Raw genomic sequence first — 17,943 nt, 5'->3', positions numbered from 1 at the left:
GCCGACTGATGTATGCCGTCGAAGGCCCCCGCGCGGTGGTGGACGACCACGTCATCCACGCGCTCTCGGCGTTACGGCCGCTGATGGACGACATCGTCGTGATCGCTCCCGAGGCCCTGGAGGTCGCTGAGCGTCAGCGTCTGCGAGCGGTCTGCGACGCAGTCGTCGAGCCGGCCGCGACGGTGTTCCAGCCGACCGACTACCGGGACGCGATTCGCAGACGTGCCGATGAGGCGGGGCGCGCGGCCGAGGTCGTCCTGAGCGGTGACTCCTGGTTCGGGCCGGTCTCGGACTTCTCCGCCGTGATCGACCGCATGGCCGAGGTCCCGTGCGCGGCCTGGCAGCTCGTCGAGAACGCCCACAAGCACCAGCCGGAGTCGTTCCCGGGCGAGGGTTTCCCGCTTCTGACGGCTCCGTGGGTGTGGACCGTTCTTCGCAATGAAGCGTTGGACAGCGGAGCACTCGAGGAGTTCTGGACCTCGCACGCCGAGCGCCCCCACGATGCCGAGTACGCCCTGCCCGATGCCCTGCGCGAAGCGGGCCTCGAGGTCGCATTCGCCTTCCCTGCCTCTGCCTTCCGCAGTGGTGATCCGCTCGTCTTCAGCACCCACGCGTTGTTGAGCGCGGGGTGCCCGGTCGTGGGCAAGGCGCAGTTCCGGCTCTTCCCTCCCTACCTCGACCAGCACGCGGTGATCGGGCGCGAGACGCTGGCGCGACTCGAGGAGCGCGGTTTCCCCATCCGGTATGTCCGACAGAGCCTGGCGCGATCGGTTCCCCCGAAAGCGCTCAACACCAACGCTGGCATGCTCGACGTTCTGCCGCTTCGACAGCGCACAGACACCGCCGAAACGAGCTCGCTTGCGATCGTCGTCATCCTGCATGTCAGCGAGTTCGTCGGACTCCAGGAGGTGCTCGAGGCGATTCGCAACGTTCCCGCCGGTTATGACCTCCTGGTCACGACGGGCGACGGCATGACGGCAGCGCAGGTCCAGACCAGACTCGAGGAATGCGATGATCTCGGATTCGGCTCCCTCGAAGTGCGTGTTGTTCCGCCCGGTCCCGGCCGCGACATGAGCGACTTCTTCGTCGGCTGCCGCGATGTGCTCCTCAACGGTGGGCATGACATCGTGATCAAGCTTCACAACCGGCCGTCGCCGCGGAAGACTTTGAATCTGCGCCGCTATTCACGGCGATACCAGCTCGACAACCTGCTGGGCAGCCGCGGGTATGTGGTCAATCTCCTGCAGATGTTCGTTCGCGAGCCGGGTCTGGGCCTCGTGTTTCCCCCAATGGTGCACATCGGATTCGGGACGATGGGCCGCGGCTGGGCCGGTCTCGAAGGGCCGACGAAACGCCTGTTGGACAAGCTGGGCATCCGAGTCCCCGTGGACGCCGTCTCGCCGCTCGCGCCATACGGCGGCATGTGGGTGGCGCGTCCTGACGCCCTCCGGAGAATGGTGGAACCGCGCTGGCGGCACGCCGACTACCGTCGCGGAAAGCGTGATCGTGAACTCGCGCACGTTCAGGAGCGGACCGTCGTGCTGGCTGCCGCCGAGGACGGGTTCCACACGCGAACCGTGCTGACGCCGGAACACGCCAGCATCAGCCACACCGCGCTTCAGTTCAAGACCGATCAGGTCTCGATGTCTGTTCGTGGCTACCCGATCGATCAGATCCGTTTCCTTCACGGTGCCGGCGGGATGGGATTCGGCGGCCCGGTGGCGTTGTTCCGCATGTACCTGCGCCTTAATCACTTCGGCGTGGCGCGGCGGCTGCTGCCGGTCTATTACGCGGCGCGCCGCGGGTACGGTGTGGTGTCGCGCGTCAGGCGTGTGGTGTCGCGAGGACTGCGACGCGGGGAGGACTCGGAATGAAGACTGCGGAGCTCGTGAACTTCCCGGCCCGCGCGGCTGCGGAGTTCCCCGAAGGCGGCAAGCGCGCGCTGATCTACGTCGTCTACGACCGTCGCGGAGACGTCGAGGCGTACATCCCTTATGCGCTCCAGCAGCTGCGCGCCCATTGCGACCATGTCCTCGTCGTCGTCAACGGCCTCCTCACCGATGCTGGTCGCGACGCGCTCGAGCCCGTCGCCGACGAGATCCTCGTGCGTGAGAACCGCGGCTTCGACATCACCGGTTACAAAGAGGGTCTCGAACACCTGTCCGACCGCCTCGCCGATTGGGACGAGGTCGTCCTCGCGAATGACACGTGGTTCGGACCGATCGGCGATTTCGCCCCGCTGTTCGAGCGCATGGACAAGCGGCCCCTGCACTTCTGGGGAATGACCGACCACCCACGTGTCGAGCCGAACCCTTTCACCGGGGACTCGTATCTGGCCTACCACCTCCAGTCGTACTGGATGGCGGTTCGACGCGACATGTACCTGTCGGACGAGTGGGCCCAGTACTGGCGCGATCTGCCCTCGCTCGACAGCTACTCGAACGCCGTCGCGAAGCACGAGGCGGTCTTCACCGAGAGGTTCGTCGACTTCGGCTTCGTCGCGGAGGTCGCGTTCCCGAGCCTGACCGACAAGATCGAGAACAATGCCGTGCTCTACGCGCAGCAGCTCATCGAGGCGGGATGCCCGACGCTGAAAAGACGGCCGTTCTTCCAATGGCCGCCGTTCATGGACCGGCTCTCGGTCATCGGCCGGTGGACACTCGAGGCCGCTGAGCGTCGCGGGTATCCGATGGAGCTGATCTACCAGGATCTCGCGCGAAACGTCGAGCCGCAGACGCTGAACGCGGATGCCGCGATGCTCGAGGTGCTCGCGGAGGAGGATGACGGAACGTACGACTCCTCCCGCCCGTTGCGCACCCTCGCGGTCGCCCACATCTACTACCCCGAGATGACCGACGAGATCATGGATCGAATCGACACCCTTCCGGGCGCGTACGACCTGGTGATCACGACCCCGGAGGAGGACCGCGCCCGTAGTATCCGCGATCACCTGTCTCGGCGTGCCGCGCGGGGCTCGGTCGAGGTGCGGGTCCTCCCCTCGAACAACGGGCGAGATCAGGCCGCGTTCCTGATCGGCTGCCGCGACGAGTTGCTGGACGGGGGATACGACCTCGTCGTGAAGGTCCACTCGAAGAAGACGCCCCAGGACTCCGACAACGTCGGACGTCACTTCAAGCTCCAGCAGTTCGAGAATCTACTGTTCTCGAGCGGCTACACCGCGAACCTCGTCGCGCTCTTCCAACGCGAACCCGGCCTGGGCATGGCTTTCCCCCCGGTCGTGCACATCGGGCATCCGACCCTGGGCCACGGGTGGTGGGCGAACAAGCCCGGTTTCCTCGAACTGATGGCGAAGATGGGCGTGCGCGTCCCCGTCGACGAAGGGACGCCGCTCGCGCCCTACGGATCGATGTTTTTCGCCCGTCCCGAGGCGCTGCGTCGCCTCGTCGAGCAGCCGTGGGACTACGACCAGTTCGGCGGCGCGGAGGCGTACATCGACGGCGGGCTGGCGCACATTCTGGAACGTGTCCCCGCCTACGTGGCAGGCGAAGCCGGATACCACACACGCACCATCACTTCCCCCGATTACATGGCGGTCAGTTACACGGCGCTGGACTACAACTTCGATCAGATCTCGGTCACGCTCCCTCCGGCTTCGACGATGGAGCAGATCGAGTTCCTTCGCCGAGCCGGCGAGTTCGAGTGGGGAACGTTCCGCGACTTCCTGAAGATGTACGCGAGACTGCACCGACCCGCCCAGGAGGAGCGTCTCCTTGCGGTATACGACCGGTCCGTGGTGTGGCGGCGACGTGTACGCCGGGTCCTGCGACCCGTCCGTCGTCGCTAGTCCCGTCGGTCGGGTGCCGGCGCGACTCGCTGTCGTAGAGCAGTCTCGAGCAGAGTGGCGGCGCGGGCGTCGAACGAGTGCTGCTCGCGTATCTGCGTGGAGATCCGCTCGGCGATCTCCCCGGCAGGGAAGAGGCGCGCTGGGTCCTGGCGCAGCAGGTCGAGAAGTTCGGGGACGCTGCGGTAGGTGCGGACCATGCCGCCGAACAGCTCGTCAATCCCCTCGACGTCATCGCTGATCGCACGTCCGCCGGCGGCGACGACGTCGAAGAGTCGGTTCGAGATGAACCCGGATGCCTGCATGGCCGGCCAGTGGTCGTTGAGGACGAGGCGCGCGCCCTCGTAGAGCGCGGGCAGCTCGGCGTTCGGCACGCCGGACGCGACGACGTACGACGCGGGGATCCAACCGGTCCAGTCGGGGCCGTAGACGTCGACCTCGAAGCCGGCGCGGATCGGCTCGATGACGGAGGGGCGCGGGATGCCGCGAGCCGTACCGACGAACACGATCCGGTCGGTGGGTGCTGTGCCCGCGGGGCGGAAGCGGTGCACGTCCGTGCACTGGAGCAGGGGCTCGATCGGCCCGAGCGCCCCGGCCGTCGATCGGATCCACTTCTCGGACGCGGCGAAGACATGGTCGAACACCGCGGTCTCGTCGCGTGTCAGCTGGTCGGGGTGGCTGATGATCCACAGCAGCGAGATAGCCGAGCGGTGCGGCTCGATACGCTCCGGTCCGCGCAGGACCACCTCGACGTCGTCGAGGTGGTGGGACGGCCGATTACGGGCTCCGATCGAGTCGATGACGACGTCCTGTCCCCGGCGGCGAAGCGCGTCGGCGAGCCCGCGGGCGAAGTGCGTGTCGCCCCACCACTCCGCACCGAGACCCGCCGGTGCGGCGGTCTTGAGCGCCCATCGCAGGCGGGGTGCCGCAGACCGCGCCGCGGGCGTGTGTCGGCCGAGTCGCGCGTCGTCGTCGTTGAGGGGGGTCAGGCCGATGCGTGCGACGAGGCCGGCGAGGTCGTCTGCCATGGCGTGGGCTGCCTCCACGCGCGCGTGGACCGGCAGATGGCGCGCGGGGGAGATGACCCACGCGTCCGTGCGGACCTGAGCCGTCTCCGGAGTCTGTGAGCCGCCGACGGTCATCGCGAACGTCGTCGAGGCGACGCCGTCGACGGACACGAGGTGCCCGAGCCCGCGCGCATCCTCGGCGGGGTGGCCCTGCAGGAGCGGATGCACACGCGAACCGCGGCGCACCAGGCCGCAGTTGATCACGACCCCGTCGACGTCGAGGACAAGCGGTGACGTGATTCCGGCATCCGCCGCGGAGAGGGCCACGACGCTTTCGGCGGTGATCTCGTCACCCGGTCCACGCACGATCAGGCGCGAGCCGGCAGCGAGATGACGAGTGACGGCTGAGACGACGGAGTTTCCCGGGGCATCGGAGATGACGAGTGTTCCGGTGGTGCCGGCGGAAGCCGCCACGGCGGGCAGCCATGCGTCCGGCCGTCCGCCGCCCACGGCGAGGACGAGACGGGCGCCGATCCGCCGACTCGCTTCGGCGGCCGTCTCCACCGTGAGGCTGAAGTCGCGCTCGTGATCGGACAGGCGCCACAAGAGAACGACATCGGCGGAGGTCAGTTCCGCGAGGCCGCTCTGTGCCGACGTTCGTCCTGCCCGGGAGAGTGCTCGCTTCACAAGCGCCGAGATCTGGTCCGCGCGCGTCGTCGTCCGGTCGCCCGGGAAGCCGAAGTCGAGGGCCGACCCCGCTTGCAGGCTGCGCCAGGCGTGTCCGAGCGGGCCGGCGGGGTCGTCAGAGGAGTCGGGATGCGCGAGGGCATAGGCGGGGGCGTCCCACAGCAGGCTGGTGCGGATGCGGCGGCGGTCGTTGATCAGGTACGCATAGAGCGCCGGCACCCGGCCCGCGTCGGAGAGCTGCATCGACACCATCTGTTCGGAGAACAGCGGATTCAGCACGAAGCCGTCGCGGAAGCCCCGACGGACGTAATGCCGCACAGCGGCGCTCGAGCTCAGCCCGGGCCGCTGGGCCGAGATAGCGACCGGATCGACGATGCCGGCACGGTCGATGGTCCGCGCCCACCAGAAACGGTCGATGCGACGGATGACGGGGCCGCCCCACCACGAGCCTCGGACTTCGCGCACGCGCGAGCGGGCGAACACGGCCGCTCGTCGCAGGGTCGTCCGGACGACGGCGCCGGGCGACACGGCGCGGGGGGTCACCGACCGCGCTCGAGGACCTCGAGCAGGTACGTCCCGTATCCGGACTTCACCAGCGTCGCCGCGCGGTTGCGCAGCTCGTCGTCGGTGAGGAAGCCCTGACGCCAGGCCACCTCTTCGGGAACGCCGATGCGCAGACCCGTCCGCCGCTCCATCGTCCGCACGTAGTCGGCGGCATCGGTCATCTGGTCGAAAGTTCCCGTGTCGAGCCAGGCGGTGCCGCGGGGGAGGACCTCGACCTGCAGCTTGCCCCGCTCGAGGTAGGCGCTGTTGATGTCGGTGATCTCGTACTCGCCACGGGGCGAGGGCAGGAGGTTGCGCGCGATGTCGATCACATCGTTGTCGTAGAAGTAGAGGCCCGGCACCGCGAAGTTGCTCTTCGGCTCGCGGGGCTTCTCCTCGAGCGACACGGCGCGGCCCTCGTCGTCGAACTCGACCACGCCGTAGGCGGAGGGCTCACCGACCCAGTACGCGAACACGGCCCCACCGTCGACGTCGGCGTAGCGCTTGAGCTGCGAGCCCAGGCCCGGACCGTAGAGCAGGTTGTCGCCGAGGACCAGGGCGACCTTGTCGTCGCCGATGAAGTCCGCCCCGATCGTGAACGCCTGCGCCAGGCCGTCCGGGGAGGGCTGCTGCGCGAACGTGAGCGAGATCCCGAACTGCGACCCGTCGCCAAGCAGCCGTTCGAAGAACGGCGCATCGTGCGGGGTCGTGATGATCAGGATGTCGCGGATACCTGCGAGCATCAGCGTCGACAGGGGGTAGTAGACCATCGGCTTGTCGTACACCGGGATCAACTGCTTCGAGACGCCCAGCGTGATCGGGTGCAGACGCGTGCCCGAACCGCCGGCGAGAATGATGCCCTTCACGTCTTCATGGTGTCACATCAGCGCCGTGCGGCGCGCAGGACTCAGGCGGTCAGCACGCCGCGGAAGTAGTCGATCGTCCGCTCGAGGCCGGCGGTGAGTGCGACCGACGGCTTCCAGCCGAGCTCGCGCTGGGCGATGTCGATGTTGGGCTGTCGCTGCTTCGGGTCATCCTGTGGCAGCGGGCGATGCTCGATCTCGGAGGTGCTGCCCGTGATGCGCAGAACCTCGTTCGCGAGCTCGAGCATCGTGAACTCGCCCGGGTTGCCGACATTGATCGGCCCCGTGACGCCGTGATCGGTGTTCATCAGGCGAACCATGCCGTCGACCAGATCGTCGACGTAGCAGAACGAGCGCGTCTGCGAGCCGTCGCCGTAGATCGTGATGGGCTCGCCGCGGAGGGCCTGGACGATGAAGTTCGACACCACACGGCCGTCGTTCGGGTGCATGCGGGGCCCGTACGTGTTGAAGATGCGGATGACCTTGATCGACAGGTCGTGCTGGCGCCGGTAGTCGAAGAAGAGGGTCTCGGCGGCGCGCTTGCCCTCGTCGTAGCAGGAGCGGGGCCCGATCGGGTTGACGTTGCCCCAGTAGTCCTCCGTCTGCGGGTGGATCGCGGGGTCGCCGTAGACCTCCGACGTCGAGGCCTGAAGGATCGGAACGCGCAGGCGCTTCGCGAGACCGAGCATGTTGATGGCGCCCATGACGCTCGTCTTCGTGGTCTGCACCGGGTCGTGCTGGTAGTGCACCGGCGACGCAGGACACGCGAGGTTGTAGATCTTGTCGACCTCGAGGTACAGCGGGAAGGTCACGTCGTGACGGATGACCTCGAAGCGCGGGTTGTCGAAGAGGTGCTCGACGTTGCGGCGTGATCCGGTGAAGAAGTTGTCGACGCAGATGACCTCATCGCCTTCGGCGAGGAGGCGCTCGGACAGGTGGGACCCGATGAACCCGGCTCCGCCGGTGATCAGAACTCTCGATGACACTTCCGAAGCCTATCAGCGCGGCATCCGACGGCTCAGCGGGTGGTCGAGACCATCCGCGCCTGTCCGAAGGTGCGGCCGAGCTGCCCCTCGAGACGCCCGACGAACATCGGCCAGCCGTCGCCGATCGTGATGGGCGCGGGGTTACGGACCCCGTACAGCAGTCCGGCGCCCGTGAAGGCGAACCGCCACCACAACGGGTAGCGGTGCACCCCGAGAACGCGGGCGGTGCCGCGGCCGTATGCCCGGAGCTTGCGGCGTCGCTCCGCGGCGGTCAGCCCGAAGCCGGTCGAGATGCCGTCGACGTGCACCTCCGCGGGCAGCCAGCGGAATTCGTCCGTCAGACGTGGCTCCCGCGCGAGCGCTCGCAGGAGGAGATCGGTGCCTTCGGCGACCTGCCACGGGGTGGCGGCGCCCGGGCCGAGCCGCTCGTCGAAGCCGCCGATGGCGTCGAAGAGCGACCGGCGCATGAGGATGCCCATCTCGATCACGGCCCAGACGTTGTACCGATCGAGGGGAGTGCCGGGCGAGGGGAGCGTGGTCTTGGGCCCGCGCTCGTCCCACGACGAGAAGCCGCCGGCGATGAAGTCGTCGGCGTCGACGGCCGCGTGCAGCGCGTCGACCGTGCCTGCCGGGTAGACCGTGTTGTCGTTGGGGAACGTCACGACCCGTTCCCCAACGGGGAGCGCAGCGACGCCGGTGTTCCGGCCGAGCGAGGCGCCGCGTGCCGAGGTCGCAGCGGTCACGGCCATCCCGCGGGCCGCGTAGTCCGCAACGAGAGCTGCCACCTCGTCCTGTTCGCCCTGCGCGACGATGGCGACCGCGTCGCCGTCGCGCAGCTGCGGCTCGAGGGAGTCGAGCAGGGTGCGGAGCGGGCCGAGGCGGCCCAGGGTCGTCACGACGAAGCCGAGGTTCACGCTTCCGATTGTCCCCTGTCGACGGGGTCGACGCGCAATCCCGCCGGATTCAGCGACGGTTCTTGTCCAGCAGCGCGTTCCACGCGGTCGTCGTGGCCGCCCAGGTGAATCGCTCCGCGTTGCGCCGGCTGCGCTCGCGCAGGTCGGCCCTTCGAGCGGGATCGCGGACGAGCTCCATCATGAGCGCGCCGAGCGCCACGGGCTCGGCGGCGGGGAAGTAGAGCGCCGAGTCCTGCAGGATCTCGCGGTTGATGGGGATGTCCGAGGCGAGGACGGGTGCTCCGTAGCTCTGCGCTTCGAGAGGCGGCAGCCCGAAGCCCTCGTGGAAGGACGGCCAGACGAACCCGTCGGCGTCGGCGAAGACACCCGCGAGCTCGGAGTCGGAGACCGGGCCGCGCCAGCGTATGCGTCGCGACGGGATGCCCTTCTCCGCGGCGTAGGGCTCGAGGTCGGGATCGAGCCTGCCGACGAACTCGATGACAATTGGCGCATCGTCGTCGACATGGCGCAGCGCGTCGATGACGGCCCGCGTGTTCTTGGCGGCTCCATGGCGTCCGAAGGCGACGAAGCGGATTTCGGTGTCGTCGGCGGCCGGGCGCGTCGCATCCGGCGATCCCAGGCTGTCGGCTCCCTCGTAGACCACGTCGATGGTCTCGGGCGACACACGGAACCGTTCGGCGATCTCGCGCTGCGAGGCGTGGCTCACCGTCACCAGTCGCTGGCCGCGGCGCAGCATCCCGAACCGCACGGCGAGGTGCCACTGGATGCGGAAGAGGACGGTGAAGTCCTGGGGACGGATCGTGGGGGCGATGTCGTGGAGGACGGTGAACTGGTTGCGGTACGCCACCGGCGCGATGTTCGCCAGGTTCAGCAGAACGGGGGAACCGTGGCGGCGCAGCCAGCGGGGGAGCTCGAGCTGTTCCCAGACCGGTCCGGCGGAGCGCCCCACCGTCTCGACGCGAACGCCATGGATGCCTGATGCATCGGCCGCGGCAGGGACGAGCAGGACGACGTCGTCGCGGGATGCGGCGAGATGCTCGGTGAGCTCGGTCGCGAAGCGGCGCACGCCGCCGAAGGAGTCGATGAGAAAACGGCCGTTGACGGCGATGGTCATCGTACGGTCCTTTCGGATGAGGCCACTCGGGCGACGCTCACGGCGTGGGCTCGACGGGGGTGTGGCGGAGATCGTGCAGAACGCGCAGGCACCGGCGGGCGAGGAACAGCGTCGCCGCGCCCTCGGTCGCGGCGTAGCCGAGGGCGGCGCCGACGGGACCCCAGGCGATCCCGAGCCCGATCATCAGCGGAATGCCGAGGGCGGTGGCGATCAGTGTCGCACGCATGACCGCGCCGGCTTGGCCGGCGGGGAAGAGCACCAGGCGCGCGACGGCCGTGCGGACCGAGAAGAAGAAGAAGACCGCTCCCAGGACGACGAGGATCTCGAACGGCGCCGGTGCGTTGGGCAGGTACGCGCTCGTCAGCCACGGGCCGACGAGCGCGAGTCCGGCCCACCCGGCGACACCGGTCGCGGTCGCCAGACCGATCGCTATCGTCATGCGGCGGCCACGGTGACTGCCGTGCGCTTCGCCGATCCATGCCTGGAGCGCATTGGCGAGCGTCATGGGGATGAACTGCCCGAGCTTCAGCATCTTGTCGCCCGTCGCGTAGCCCGCAGCGGCGACCGGTGCCGCCGTGACGTTGACGACCGGGGCGGGAACGCTGGAATAGCCGCTCAGCCCGGCGTCGTTGAGCGCGACGGAGAGGTTCGAGCGCAGAAGCCGCGGCAGATCCCGGGGACGCGGCCACGGGCCGGGATGCCGACGAAGCAGCCGCGCGGTGAAGAGTGAGGTACCCACGAGCGTGACGAGGATGCCGGCCAGCGGATAGAGCACCACGATGCCCGTCGAGAGCACGAGCCCCGCCGCCGCGAGGTTCGCGAGCAGACGCGGTGCCGCGTCGTAGAGGACGATCGTGCGGGGGTCTCCGACACCGGCGCAGAACCAGGTGAAGGACAGTGCGATGAGCGCGCCCTGCATGCCCATGAGGATCGTGAGCCATTCCGAGCCCGGCGTGGCGATGAGCCAGCAGATGACCGCGAGGGCGGGCAGGGCCAGGACCGAGATCGACAGGCGCACCGCGATCGACTCGCGATAGAGCTTGGCGCGTTCCTCGTCTCCCGCGGCGACGGAGATCAGCGCCGGCCCGATGGTGGCCCATCCCCACCCGATCGCGATGGCGGCGAACGTGCCGATGGACTCGCCCGCGATGGCGCTCGCCCAGCCACCGGGGCCCGCGATGGTCGTGACAGCGGGCAGAGCGATGATCGGCGAGAGGGCGGCGATCGCCGGTACGAGAAGGAAGCCGAGCAGGCGGCGCTTCATCGAGGGTGCAGCGGTCACCGCGAGGACTCCGACAGGGTCGCCTCGAGGACGGCGGCAGTCGCGTCCGCGGCGTCGTCCCACGTGAACCGCGAGGCCCAGGTCCGCGCGCCGGCCTGTGCCTCGGCATCCCCGGGGTCGCTCACGGCCCTGGCGATCGCGGCGCCGAACTGCTCGGGGCTCGTCGCGTCTGCATAACGGGCGGCATCGCCCCCGACCTCGCGCAGCACCGGCACATCATTGGCGAGGACGGGGACACCGCGGCGCAGCGCGTCGACGACCGGAAGCCCGAATCCCTCGACGAGAGAAGGGCACACATAAAGGTCCGCGACCTGGAACAGCGCTTCGAGCTGGTCGTCGCTCACCCAGCCGGGCAGGAGGACGTCGCCGTCGAGCCCGAGCCGCGAGACCTCGTCCGCGAGCGGGTCGGGGAGCCGGCTGCCGGCGATGACCGTGAGAGGGCGGGCCTCCGCGGCAAGCGTCGCGAGCGCCTCCAGCAGCCCGACGAAGTTCTTGTGCGGCATCCGGTTGCCGACGCTCAGGGCGATCGGTCGATCGGTCGGGAGCCGGAGCGTGTCGAGGGCAGACCACGGGTCGTCGACGGGGCGGGGGTCGGCGCTGCCGTTGTGGACGACCGAGATGCGCTCGGCGGGGACGCGCAAGTTGCGCGCGATGCTCGCGGCGGCAGCATGAGACACCGTCAGCACGCGATCGGCCGTCTGCGCCGACCGGCGCATGAGCGTCGAGGTGACGGTCCGTTGCGCACGTTGCGCGAGGGTTCCCCGCACCTCGTCGTAGATGGCGTCGTGCACCGTGACCACGCGCGGCGTGCCGCGGAGGATCGGGCCGAAGTTGGCCGGAGCCCAGACGAGGTCGGCGCGCCCACGGCGGGCGACGACCTCGGTCGCCGCCACGGCCCCCAGCGCCCACGTGGCGGGGTCCGCGCCGATCCAGGCGAGCGACTGGACATGCCCCGGGAAGAAAGCACGGACCTTGTCGGCTCCGACTCGCCCGGTCAGCGCGGCGAACCGCACGTCGGGGAATCGCTCGGCGAGTCGAGGGGTCAGCTCGCGCACATAGGTCTCGGTGCCGCCGCGCGACCCGGTGAACCCCAGCAGGTCGACGAGCACCCTCCGCGACGGCATCAGCTCTCGATGACGGCTTCGGGACGCTGCTCGCGCCGCGGCGTCGTGAGGACGCCCGAGAAGAAGCTCATCATGATGGTCTGGAATCCGAGGATGATGGTGAGCGCGCTCGGAACGGCGATACGGACCGCCTGCGCGGCATCCTGCTGGCCGAAGTCGGCGCTGCCCCAGACGCTGACCTGCACGATCCCGATCACGATCCCGAGCAGGAACAGAGCGACGCCTGCGAGCAGCCCGCGTTCGGCGGACCATTTCGCGACGATACGGCGGTACCGCTCACTGGTCGGGAGGAAGCCCTCCTGGGTCGCGTACAGCTTCGTCAACCAGAAGAAGAGCAGCGCTTGGAAGCCCGTGACGCAGAGGGCGCTCGCATAGACCATCGTCGTGACGTCGAAGCCGATCCCCCCGATCTCGACGCCGCCGAACGCGAGCACCGCGACGGCGATGGCGCCGAGGAAGAACGCCACGAGGCCGGGGTAGACGAAGAGCCAGCGCGGAGCGAAGAGAAGCAGGAACCGCAGGTGACGCCAGCCGTCGTGCCAGCTGCGGAGGTGCGGCGGACGGGACCGGCCATCCTTCTTCAGCGTTGTCGGGACCTCTTCGATCCGGTACTTCGCGAGGGAGGACTTCACCACCATCTCGGAGGCGAACTCCATACCCGTCGTCTGGAGGTCCAGCGCGCGCATGCGGTCGCGGTTGAAGCCCCGGAGGCCGCAGTGGAAGTCACGGACGTTCGGCCGGAAGAAGAGCTGACCGATCGTGGACAGCACCGGATTGCCGAGGTACTTGTGCAGCGGCGGCATCGCGCCCGGGGCGATGCCGCCGGCGAAACGGTTGCCCATCACGAGGTCGGCTCCCGCGCGCAGACGCTCGACGAACGGCTCGAGGTTCTCGAAGTCGTAGCTGTCGTCGGCGTCGCCCATGATGATGTAGCGGCCGCGGGCGTTGTCGATGCCGTTGATGAGCGCGGCGCCGTATCCGCGACGGCTGGCCGCCGATACACGCGCGCCGAGGCGGAGCGCGATCTCCTGCGAGCCGTCCGTGCTGCCGTTGTCGGAGATGAGGACTTCGCCGGAGATCCCGGTGCGGGCGAGGAAGCCCTGGGCCTTGCGGATGCAGACCTCGAGCGTCTCGGCCTCGTTGAGGCACGGCATGAGAATCGTCAGTTCGACCTCGGTGGACGGGGATGCAGCTGTCACGGAGTGTCTTCTTTCGTCTTCCGGGCGATGCGCCGCGGGGGTTCGAGGGCTTCGAGGATTCCCTCGACGGTACGGCGGATTGTTCGGGTCTCGATGGCGGAGTCGTACCAGGCGCGTGCGGTGCGACGGAGCTCGTCGCCGCCGTCTGCGACGGCGCGGATGGCGGCCGACAGGTCTTCGGCCGACGCGGAATCGGCGACGACGCCGTTGACTCCCGCCTCGACGAGTTCGGTGGCGGCGTTGCCGGGGTCGGACACGAGGACGACGGGCGTGCCGTGCGCGTTCGCCTCGACGACCACCAGGCCGTATCCCTCGCGCCGTGACGGATTGACGACGCAGAGGGCTCCGTGCATCAGCTCCGCGAGGCGTTCCTCGTCGACGAACCCGGGGAACTCGGTCCACCCCTCGCCGGCGGAGTCCGCGACGGCGGCGCGGACGGTGTCGCCGCTCGGCCCTCGCCCCAGCACGACCAGGCGCAGGCCGGGGAGGTGACGACGTGCCTGAGCGACGGCGGCCGGGAGAGTCTCGACCCGCTTGTCGGGGATGTGCCGCCCCACGTAGAGCACATACGGCGGTTCGGACGCGGGGGTGACGGGACCGGTCTCGACCGTGCCGTCGATGAGGCCCGGGCTCACCACCGGAGTCGAGCGCAGGCCCTCGGCTCGCAGCCGTGTCGCGCTGAGCTGAGAGTGGCAGGTCGCGAGCGGGGTGACCGCGATCGCGGCGCGCTGGAGAACCCAGGCGATAGTGCCGGTGACGGCGCCGGAGTACTCGATCCACTGGGGCCGCGGCCAGACCTCGAGATAGTCGACGACCAGGCGTGTGCCCGACCCGAGCAGCGCGAGACGTGCGGCGAACACATTGAAGATCGGTAGTCCGCTCACGATAACCGCGCCATAACGACGACGCCGACGCACGAGGGCGGCGAACAGGCCTGCCGCGAAACGCAGGGCCGCGGGGATGCGCCGCACACCGTCGCCCGAGTACAGGCTGAGGCGGCCGGTGACCGGAACCACGGCGAAGTCGTCGGGCAGCTCGGAGTCGTCGTCCCACTGACGCGACGTGAGGTAGTCGACGTCGTGACCGAGCTTCACGAGCTCAGCCGCGAAGGCGCTGTACTGACGCTCACCGCCTCCGGTGGTGAAAGGGAAGAGGCAGTCGTAGGCGACCGCGACACGGCGACGCGACGCCACGGTCAGCATCCTTCGATGCGGAACAGGCGCGCTTCGGGACCTTCCGAGTCCACGAGCACGAGGTGCCGACCCGGTGCGAGGTCCTGGATGCCGTCGTAGGTCACGGCCTGCGCTTGATCCATCACGTCCTGACGACCGAAGTCCAGGACGTAATCGATGCCGAGGTCGTCGACGGTGGAGCAGACGGCCGGATCGGTGTCGATGTTCCGCAGCTGGGAGTTGAGGTAGACCAGTTCGGGGGAGGGGGATCCGAAGATGTGCCGCTGGGTCACTTCGCGATCGGCCAGCGCAAGCGCGAGCGAGGCTCCGGTCCGCGGACTTCCGATGATGAGCGCGTCTTCGTCGGTCTCCTCCTGGAGCCGGTCGAGAAGGGCCCGTTCATCCGAGGTGAGGAGGACCGAACCATCGGTGTAGGCATAGGCCTCGCGGACCTGCGAGAGCGCGACGCGGGCGTTCGGCCCGACCGCGACGGAGAAGACGGCGACCACCGCGATGACCAGCGCGACGACGCGTGCCCAGCTCGGGGCGGAGAGTCGTGCCAGGGCTCGACGGCCCGCGTCGTAGATCCCGAGGGCGCCGAGGACGGCGACCGGGATGGCGGCCATCGGGAGCAGCGCCGCGAGACGGTTCGAGTCGTTGTACCAGGGGTTGGTGAGGAACTCGCGGAGCGGGTGATCGATGCGCAGGCCCGAGGCCACGACGAACAGCAGAACCGCCGCAGCGAAGGGGGCGAGCAGGGGCAGGGTCTTCGGCCGTCGCACCGCGACGACCGCGCCGGCCACGATGAGCACGGCGATCACGATGGTCGGGGGGTATCCCCGAGGCGACGCCAGCGCTGCTTCCCCGAAGGCCTGCGCGAGGTTCTGCCACGGCTTCCAGCCGGAGTGCTCCGCCGACGTCCGGAACACCGACCACGTCGCGAGGCAGACGATCGCGAATCCCGCCGCGCTCGCCGCGAGAGTCCACCACGCGCGCCGAGACCGGCCTGCGATGGCGCGTGCCAGGAGCGTGCTCAGCACGGACGCTGCCGCGAACGCGAGCAGGGCCAGGAAGGCGTTCGGATGCCCGAGGAAGACGCCGCCCGACAGGAGCGCGGTGAGCAGGACGGCGCGGACGATGCCGCCGGACCTGCGCTCGTCGAGCGCCAGGACGACGGCAGCGAGGCCCGCGGGCACCATGGCGTAACCGACGAGATTGGGGTACAGCACGCCCCAGTTGAGGAAGAGCGCGGGGAACGCGCCGAAGCCCGTCGACAGGGCCGCCGCGGCGACGTAGGCGGCTCGGCGTCGGTGGAACATCGCACCGACGAGGGCCATGATCGAGGCGGGCCAGAGGATCGCGACGAACCCGAGGTTCGCGGCGTTGATTCCCTCCGGAACGGTGACACCGGTCAGCTCGACGACGAGCGTCGTGATGGCATGCCAGGCGTTGGGGTAGCCGCCGATGTCCGAGGTGGCGCCGATCTGGAACGGCGAGGCGCTGCCGTTCTTCACGGCGAGGGCGATCGCGTTCAGATGGACGATGTTGTCGAACCGCTGGGCGATGTTCTCCGGTCCGCCGAACGCGCGCGCGAACAGGATGCCGAGTCCGCCGGCCGCCGCCGCCAGCGCGCCGGCAGTCGCGAGGAACGTACCGCGGGACGACGGTGCGTCGTCGGTTCCGGCGAAGCGGCGCAGCACGAGGCCGACGCCCGCGACGAGCACGGTGACGATCGCGAGCGGGATCAGCCCCCAGCGCAGACCGACGAGCGGGGCGATCGTGGCGGCGACCGCAGCGATCGTGACCGAGACCGCCGGAGCGAGGAGCCAGCGAGAGGGGTTCCGCGAGCCCCAGCCGGCGATCATCACGATGCCGCCCGGGATGATCAGGAGGAGCGCAGCGACGAGGATCGACGGAAATGTGCTGATCCAGCTGTCCATTCGATCCCGACTCCGTCACTGCGACAATTCGACATGCCATCGTAGCCGACGCCCTCATCGGGCTTTCCCACGCTTTCCTCAGGCCCGCGGAACGCGTCGCGTAGGATCGATGACGCCCCGCCCGGGGGCGCCCATTCGCTTGCCCCGAAACGAAAGCGTTCGCCCCATGGACCTCCTCATCGTCGGCTCCGGCTTCTTCGGCCTCACCATCGCCGAGCGTGCTGCAGCAGCCGGTCGCAAGGTGACCGTCATCGACCGCCGTCATCACATCGGCGGCAACGCCTACACCGAGAACGAGCCGACCACCGGCATCGAGGTGCACAAGTACGGGGCCCACCTGTTCCACACCTCGAATGCGACCGTGTGGGAGTACGTCAACCGCTTCACGCAGTTCACCGACTACGTCCACCGCGTGTACACGACGCACAAGGGCGTCGTGTATCCGCTTCCGATCAACCTCGGCACGATCAACCAGTTCTTCCAGGCTGCGTACACGCCCGGCGAGGCGCGCGACCTCATCCACGAGCTCGCGGGCGAGTTCGATCCGAAGCAGGCGAACAACCTCGAGGAGCGCGCGATCGGCCTGATCGGCCGGCCGCTGTACGAGGCGTTCATCCGCGACTACACCGCGAAGCAGTGGCAGACCGACCCGAGAGAGCTTCCGGCCGAGATCATCTCGCGCCTGCCGGTCCGCTACACCTACGACAACCGCTACTTCAACGACACCTGGGAGGGTCTCCCGGTCGACGGCTACACCGCGTGGCTCGAGCGCATGGCCGACCACGCGAACATCGAGGTGAAGCTGAGCACCGACTTCTTCGACGAGTCGCAGCCGCTCAACAAGAAGGACACCGTCGGCCAGGTGCCGGTCGTCTACACCGGTCCCGTCGACCGCTACTTCGACTACACCGAGGGCGAGCTGTCGTGGCGCACGCTCGATTTCGAGCAGGAGGTCCTCGACATCCCCGACTTCCAGGGCACGAGCGTCATGAACTACGCCGACGCCGATGCGCCGTACACCCGCATCCACGAGTTCAAGCACTTCCACCCGGAGCGTGCCGATCGCTATCCGACCGACAAGACCGTCGTCGTGCGGGAGTACTCGCGCTTCGCGACCCGTGCCGACGAGCCGTACTACCCCGTGAACACCGCCGACGACCGCGCCGGTCTGCTGGCGTACCGCGATCTCGCCAAGGGCGAGCAGGACGTGCACTTCGGCGGCCGCCTCGGCACCTACCAGTACCTCGACATGCACATGGCGATCGGCTCTGCGCTGTCGATGTGGAACAACCACCTCGCGTGAGGCTGTC

The 17,943-nt window shown here is 68.8% G+C and carries 13 protein-coding genes; 3 read left to right on the top strand and 10 right to left on the bottom strand.

Features of this window, described 5'->3' with window-relative positions; translation table 11 throughout:
• The first annotated feature begins 8 nt into the window (after positions 1–8).
• The gene (locus tag AA0Y20_RS15245; protein ID WP_413331742.1) at positions 9–1,874 is read left to right on the top strand and encodes a rhamnan synthesis F family protein; all 1,866 of its coding nucleotides are present in this window, start codon (positions 9–11) and stop codon (positions 1,872–1,874) included.
• Entirely contained in the window at positions 1,871–3,805 is a 1,935-nt protein-coding gene (locus AA0Y20_RS15240) for a rhamnan synthesis F family protein (protein ID WP_412935956.1), read from the top strand. The genes AA0Y20_RS15245 and AA0Y20_RS15240 overlap by 4 nt, the downstream gene beginning before the upstream one ends.
• Here the strand turns inward: AA0Y20_RS15240 and AA0Y20_RS15235 are convergent.
• Genes AA0Y20_RS15235 through AA0Y20_RS15190 form a run of 10 tightly spaced genes read right to left on the bottom strand, consistent with a single transcriptional unit; the run spans position 3,802 to position 16,633 of the window.
• Positions 3,802–6,039, bottom strand: coding sequence for a glycosyltransferase (locus AA0Y20_RS15235; protein ID WP_412935954.1), 2,238 nt, complete (start codon positions 6,037–6,039; stop codon positions 3,802–3,804). The genes AA0Y20_RS15240 and AA0Y20_RS15235 overlap by 4 nt on opposite strands.
• Complete coding sequence (rfbA, locus tag AA0Y20_RS15230) at positions 6,036–6,905, bottom strand: glucose-1-phosphate thymidylyltransferase RfbA (protein ID WP_412935951.1); 870 nt, start codon at positions 6,903–6,905, stop codon at positions 6,036–6,038. Before rfbA ends, AA0Y20_RS15235 begins: the two co-directional genes overlap by 4 nt.
• A gap of 41 nt (positions 6,906–6,946) precedes the next feature.
• A complete protein-coding gene (locus tag AA0Y20_RS15225; RefSeq protein ID WP_412935949.1) occupies positions 6,947–7,888 on the bottom strand; it encodes a UDP-glucuronic acid decarboxylase family protein in 942 nt (313 codons plus the stop codon).
• Positions 7,889–7,920: 32 nt separating this feature from the next.
• Positions 7,921–8,802 (bottom strand): glycosyltransferase family 2 protein, encoded by an 882-nt coding sequence (locus AA0Y20_RS15220; RefSeq protein WP_412935947.1) that lies wholly within the window; start codon positions 8,800–8,802, stop codon positions 7,921–7,923.
• A gap of 49 nt (positions 8,803–8,851) precedes the next feature.
• On the bottom strand, positions 8,852–9,916 hold the full coding sequence (locus AA0Y20_RS15215) for a glycosyltransferase family 4 protein (RefSeq protein WP_412935945.1): 1,065 nt from the start codon (positions 9,914–9,916) through the stop codon (positions 8,852–8,854).
• A 37-nt stretch (positions 9,917–9,953) separates the two neighbouring features.
• Positions 9,954–11,198: a lipopolysaccharide biosynthesis protein gene (locus tag AA0Y20_RS15210; RefSeq protein WP_412935943.1), complete on the bottom strand. Its 1,245-nt coding sequence runs from the start codon at positions 11,196–11,198 to the stop codon at positions 9,954–9,956.
• Positions 11,195–12,322, bottom strand: coding sequence for a glycosyltransferase family 4 protein (locus AA0Y20_RS15205; RefSeq protein WP_412935941.1), 1,128 nt, complete (start codon positions 12,320–12,322; stop codon positions 11,195–11,197). Before AA0Y20_RS15205 ends, AA0Y20_RS15210 begins: the two co-directional genes overlap by 4 nt.
• Positions 12,322–13,521 carry a glycosyltransferase family 2 protein gene (locus AA0Y20_RS15200; RefSeq protein ID WP_256977408.1) on the bottom strand — a complete coding sequence of 400 codons (1,200 nt, stop codon included), beginning with the start codon at positions 13,519–13,521 and terminating at the stop codon, positions 12,322–12,324. The genes AA0Y20_RS15205 and AA0Y20_RS15200 overlap by 1 nt, the downstream gene beginning before the upstream one ends.
• Positions 13,518–14,714, bottom strand: coding sequence for a glycosyltransferase family 4 protein (locus AA0Y20_RS15195; protein WP_412935938.1), 1,197 nt, complete (start codon positions 14,712–14,714; stop codon positions 13,518–13,520). The genes AA0Y20_RS15200 and AA0Y20_RS15195 overlap by 4 nt, the downstream gene beginning before the upstream one ends.
• Before the next feature lie 2 nt (positions 14,715–14,716).
• Complete coding sequence (locus AA0Y20_RS15190; protein WP_412935936.1) at positions 14,717–16,633, bottom strand: DUF6541 family protein; 1,917 nt, start codon at positions 16,631–16,633, stop codon at positions 14,717–14,719.
• A 166-nt stretch (positions 16,634–16,799) separates the two neighbouring features.
• Here AA0Y20_RS15190 and glf point away from each other — a divergent pair, with 166 nt between their 5' ends.
• Positions 16,800–17,936: a UDP-galactopyranose mutase gene (gene glf, locus AA0Y20_RS15185; protein WP_412935934.1), complete on the top strand. Its 1,137-nt coding sequence runs from the start codon at positions 16,800–16,802 to the stop codon at positions 17,934–17,936.
• The last annotated feature ends 7 nt before the right edge of the window (positions 17,937–17,943 follow it).

The sequence above is a fragment of the Microbacterium pratiae genome (assembly GCF_047302165.1).
Lineage (GTDB): Bacteria > Actinomycetota > Actinomycetes > Actinomycetales > Microbacteriaceae > Microbacterium.
The sequence above is the reverse complement of the archived record's forward strand: the minus strand, read 5'-3'. Positions and strand labels throughout refer to the sequence as shown.

Coding starts and splice junctions, on each gene's coding strand:
- AA0Y20_RS15190 (WP_412935936.1), bottom strand. CDS start 16,633: ATGGACAGCTGGATCAGCACATTTCCGTCGATCCTCGTCGCTGCGCTC.
- AA0Y20_RS15240 (WP_412935956.1), top strand. CDS start 1,871: ATGAAGACTGCGGAGCTCGTGAACTTCCCGGCCCGCGCGGCTGCGGAG.
- AA0Y20_RS15205 (WP_412935941.1), bottom strand. CDS start 12,322: ATGCCGTCGCGGAGGGTGCTCGTCGACCTGCTGGGGTTCACCGGGTCG.
- glf (WP_412935934.1), top strand. CDS start 16,800: ATGGACCTCCTCATCGTCGGCTCCGGCTTCTTCGGCCTCACCATCGCC.
- AA0Y20_RS15215 (WP_412935945.1), bottom strand. CDS start 9,916: ATGACCATCGCCGTCAACGGCCGTTTTCTCATCGACTCCTTCGGCGGC.
- AA0Y20_RS15245 (WP_413331742.1), top strand. CDS start 9: ATGTATGCCGTCGAAGGCCCCCGCGCGGTGGTGGACGACCACGTCATC.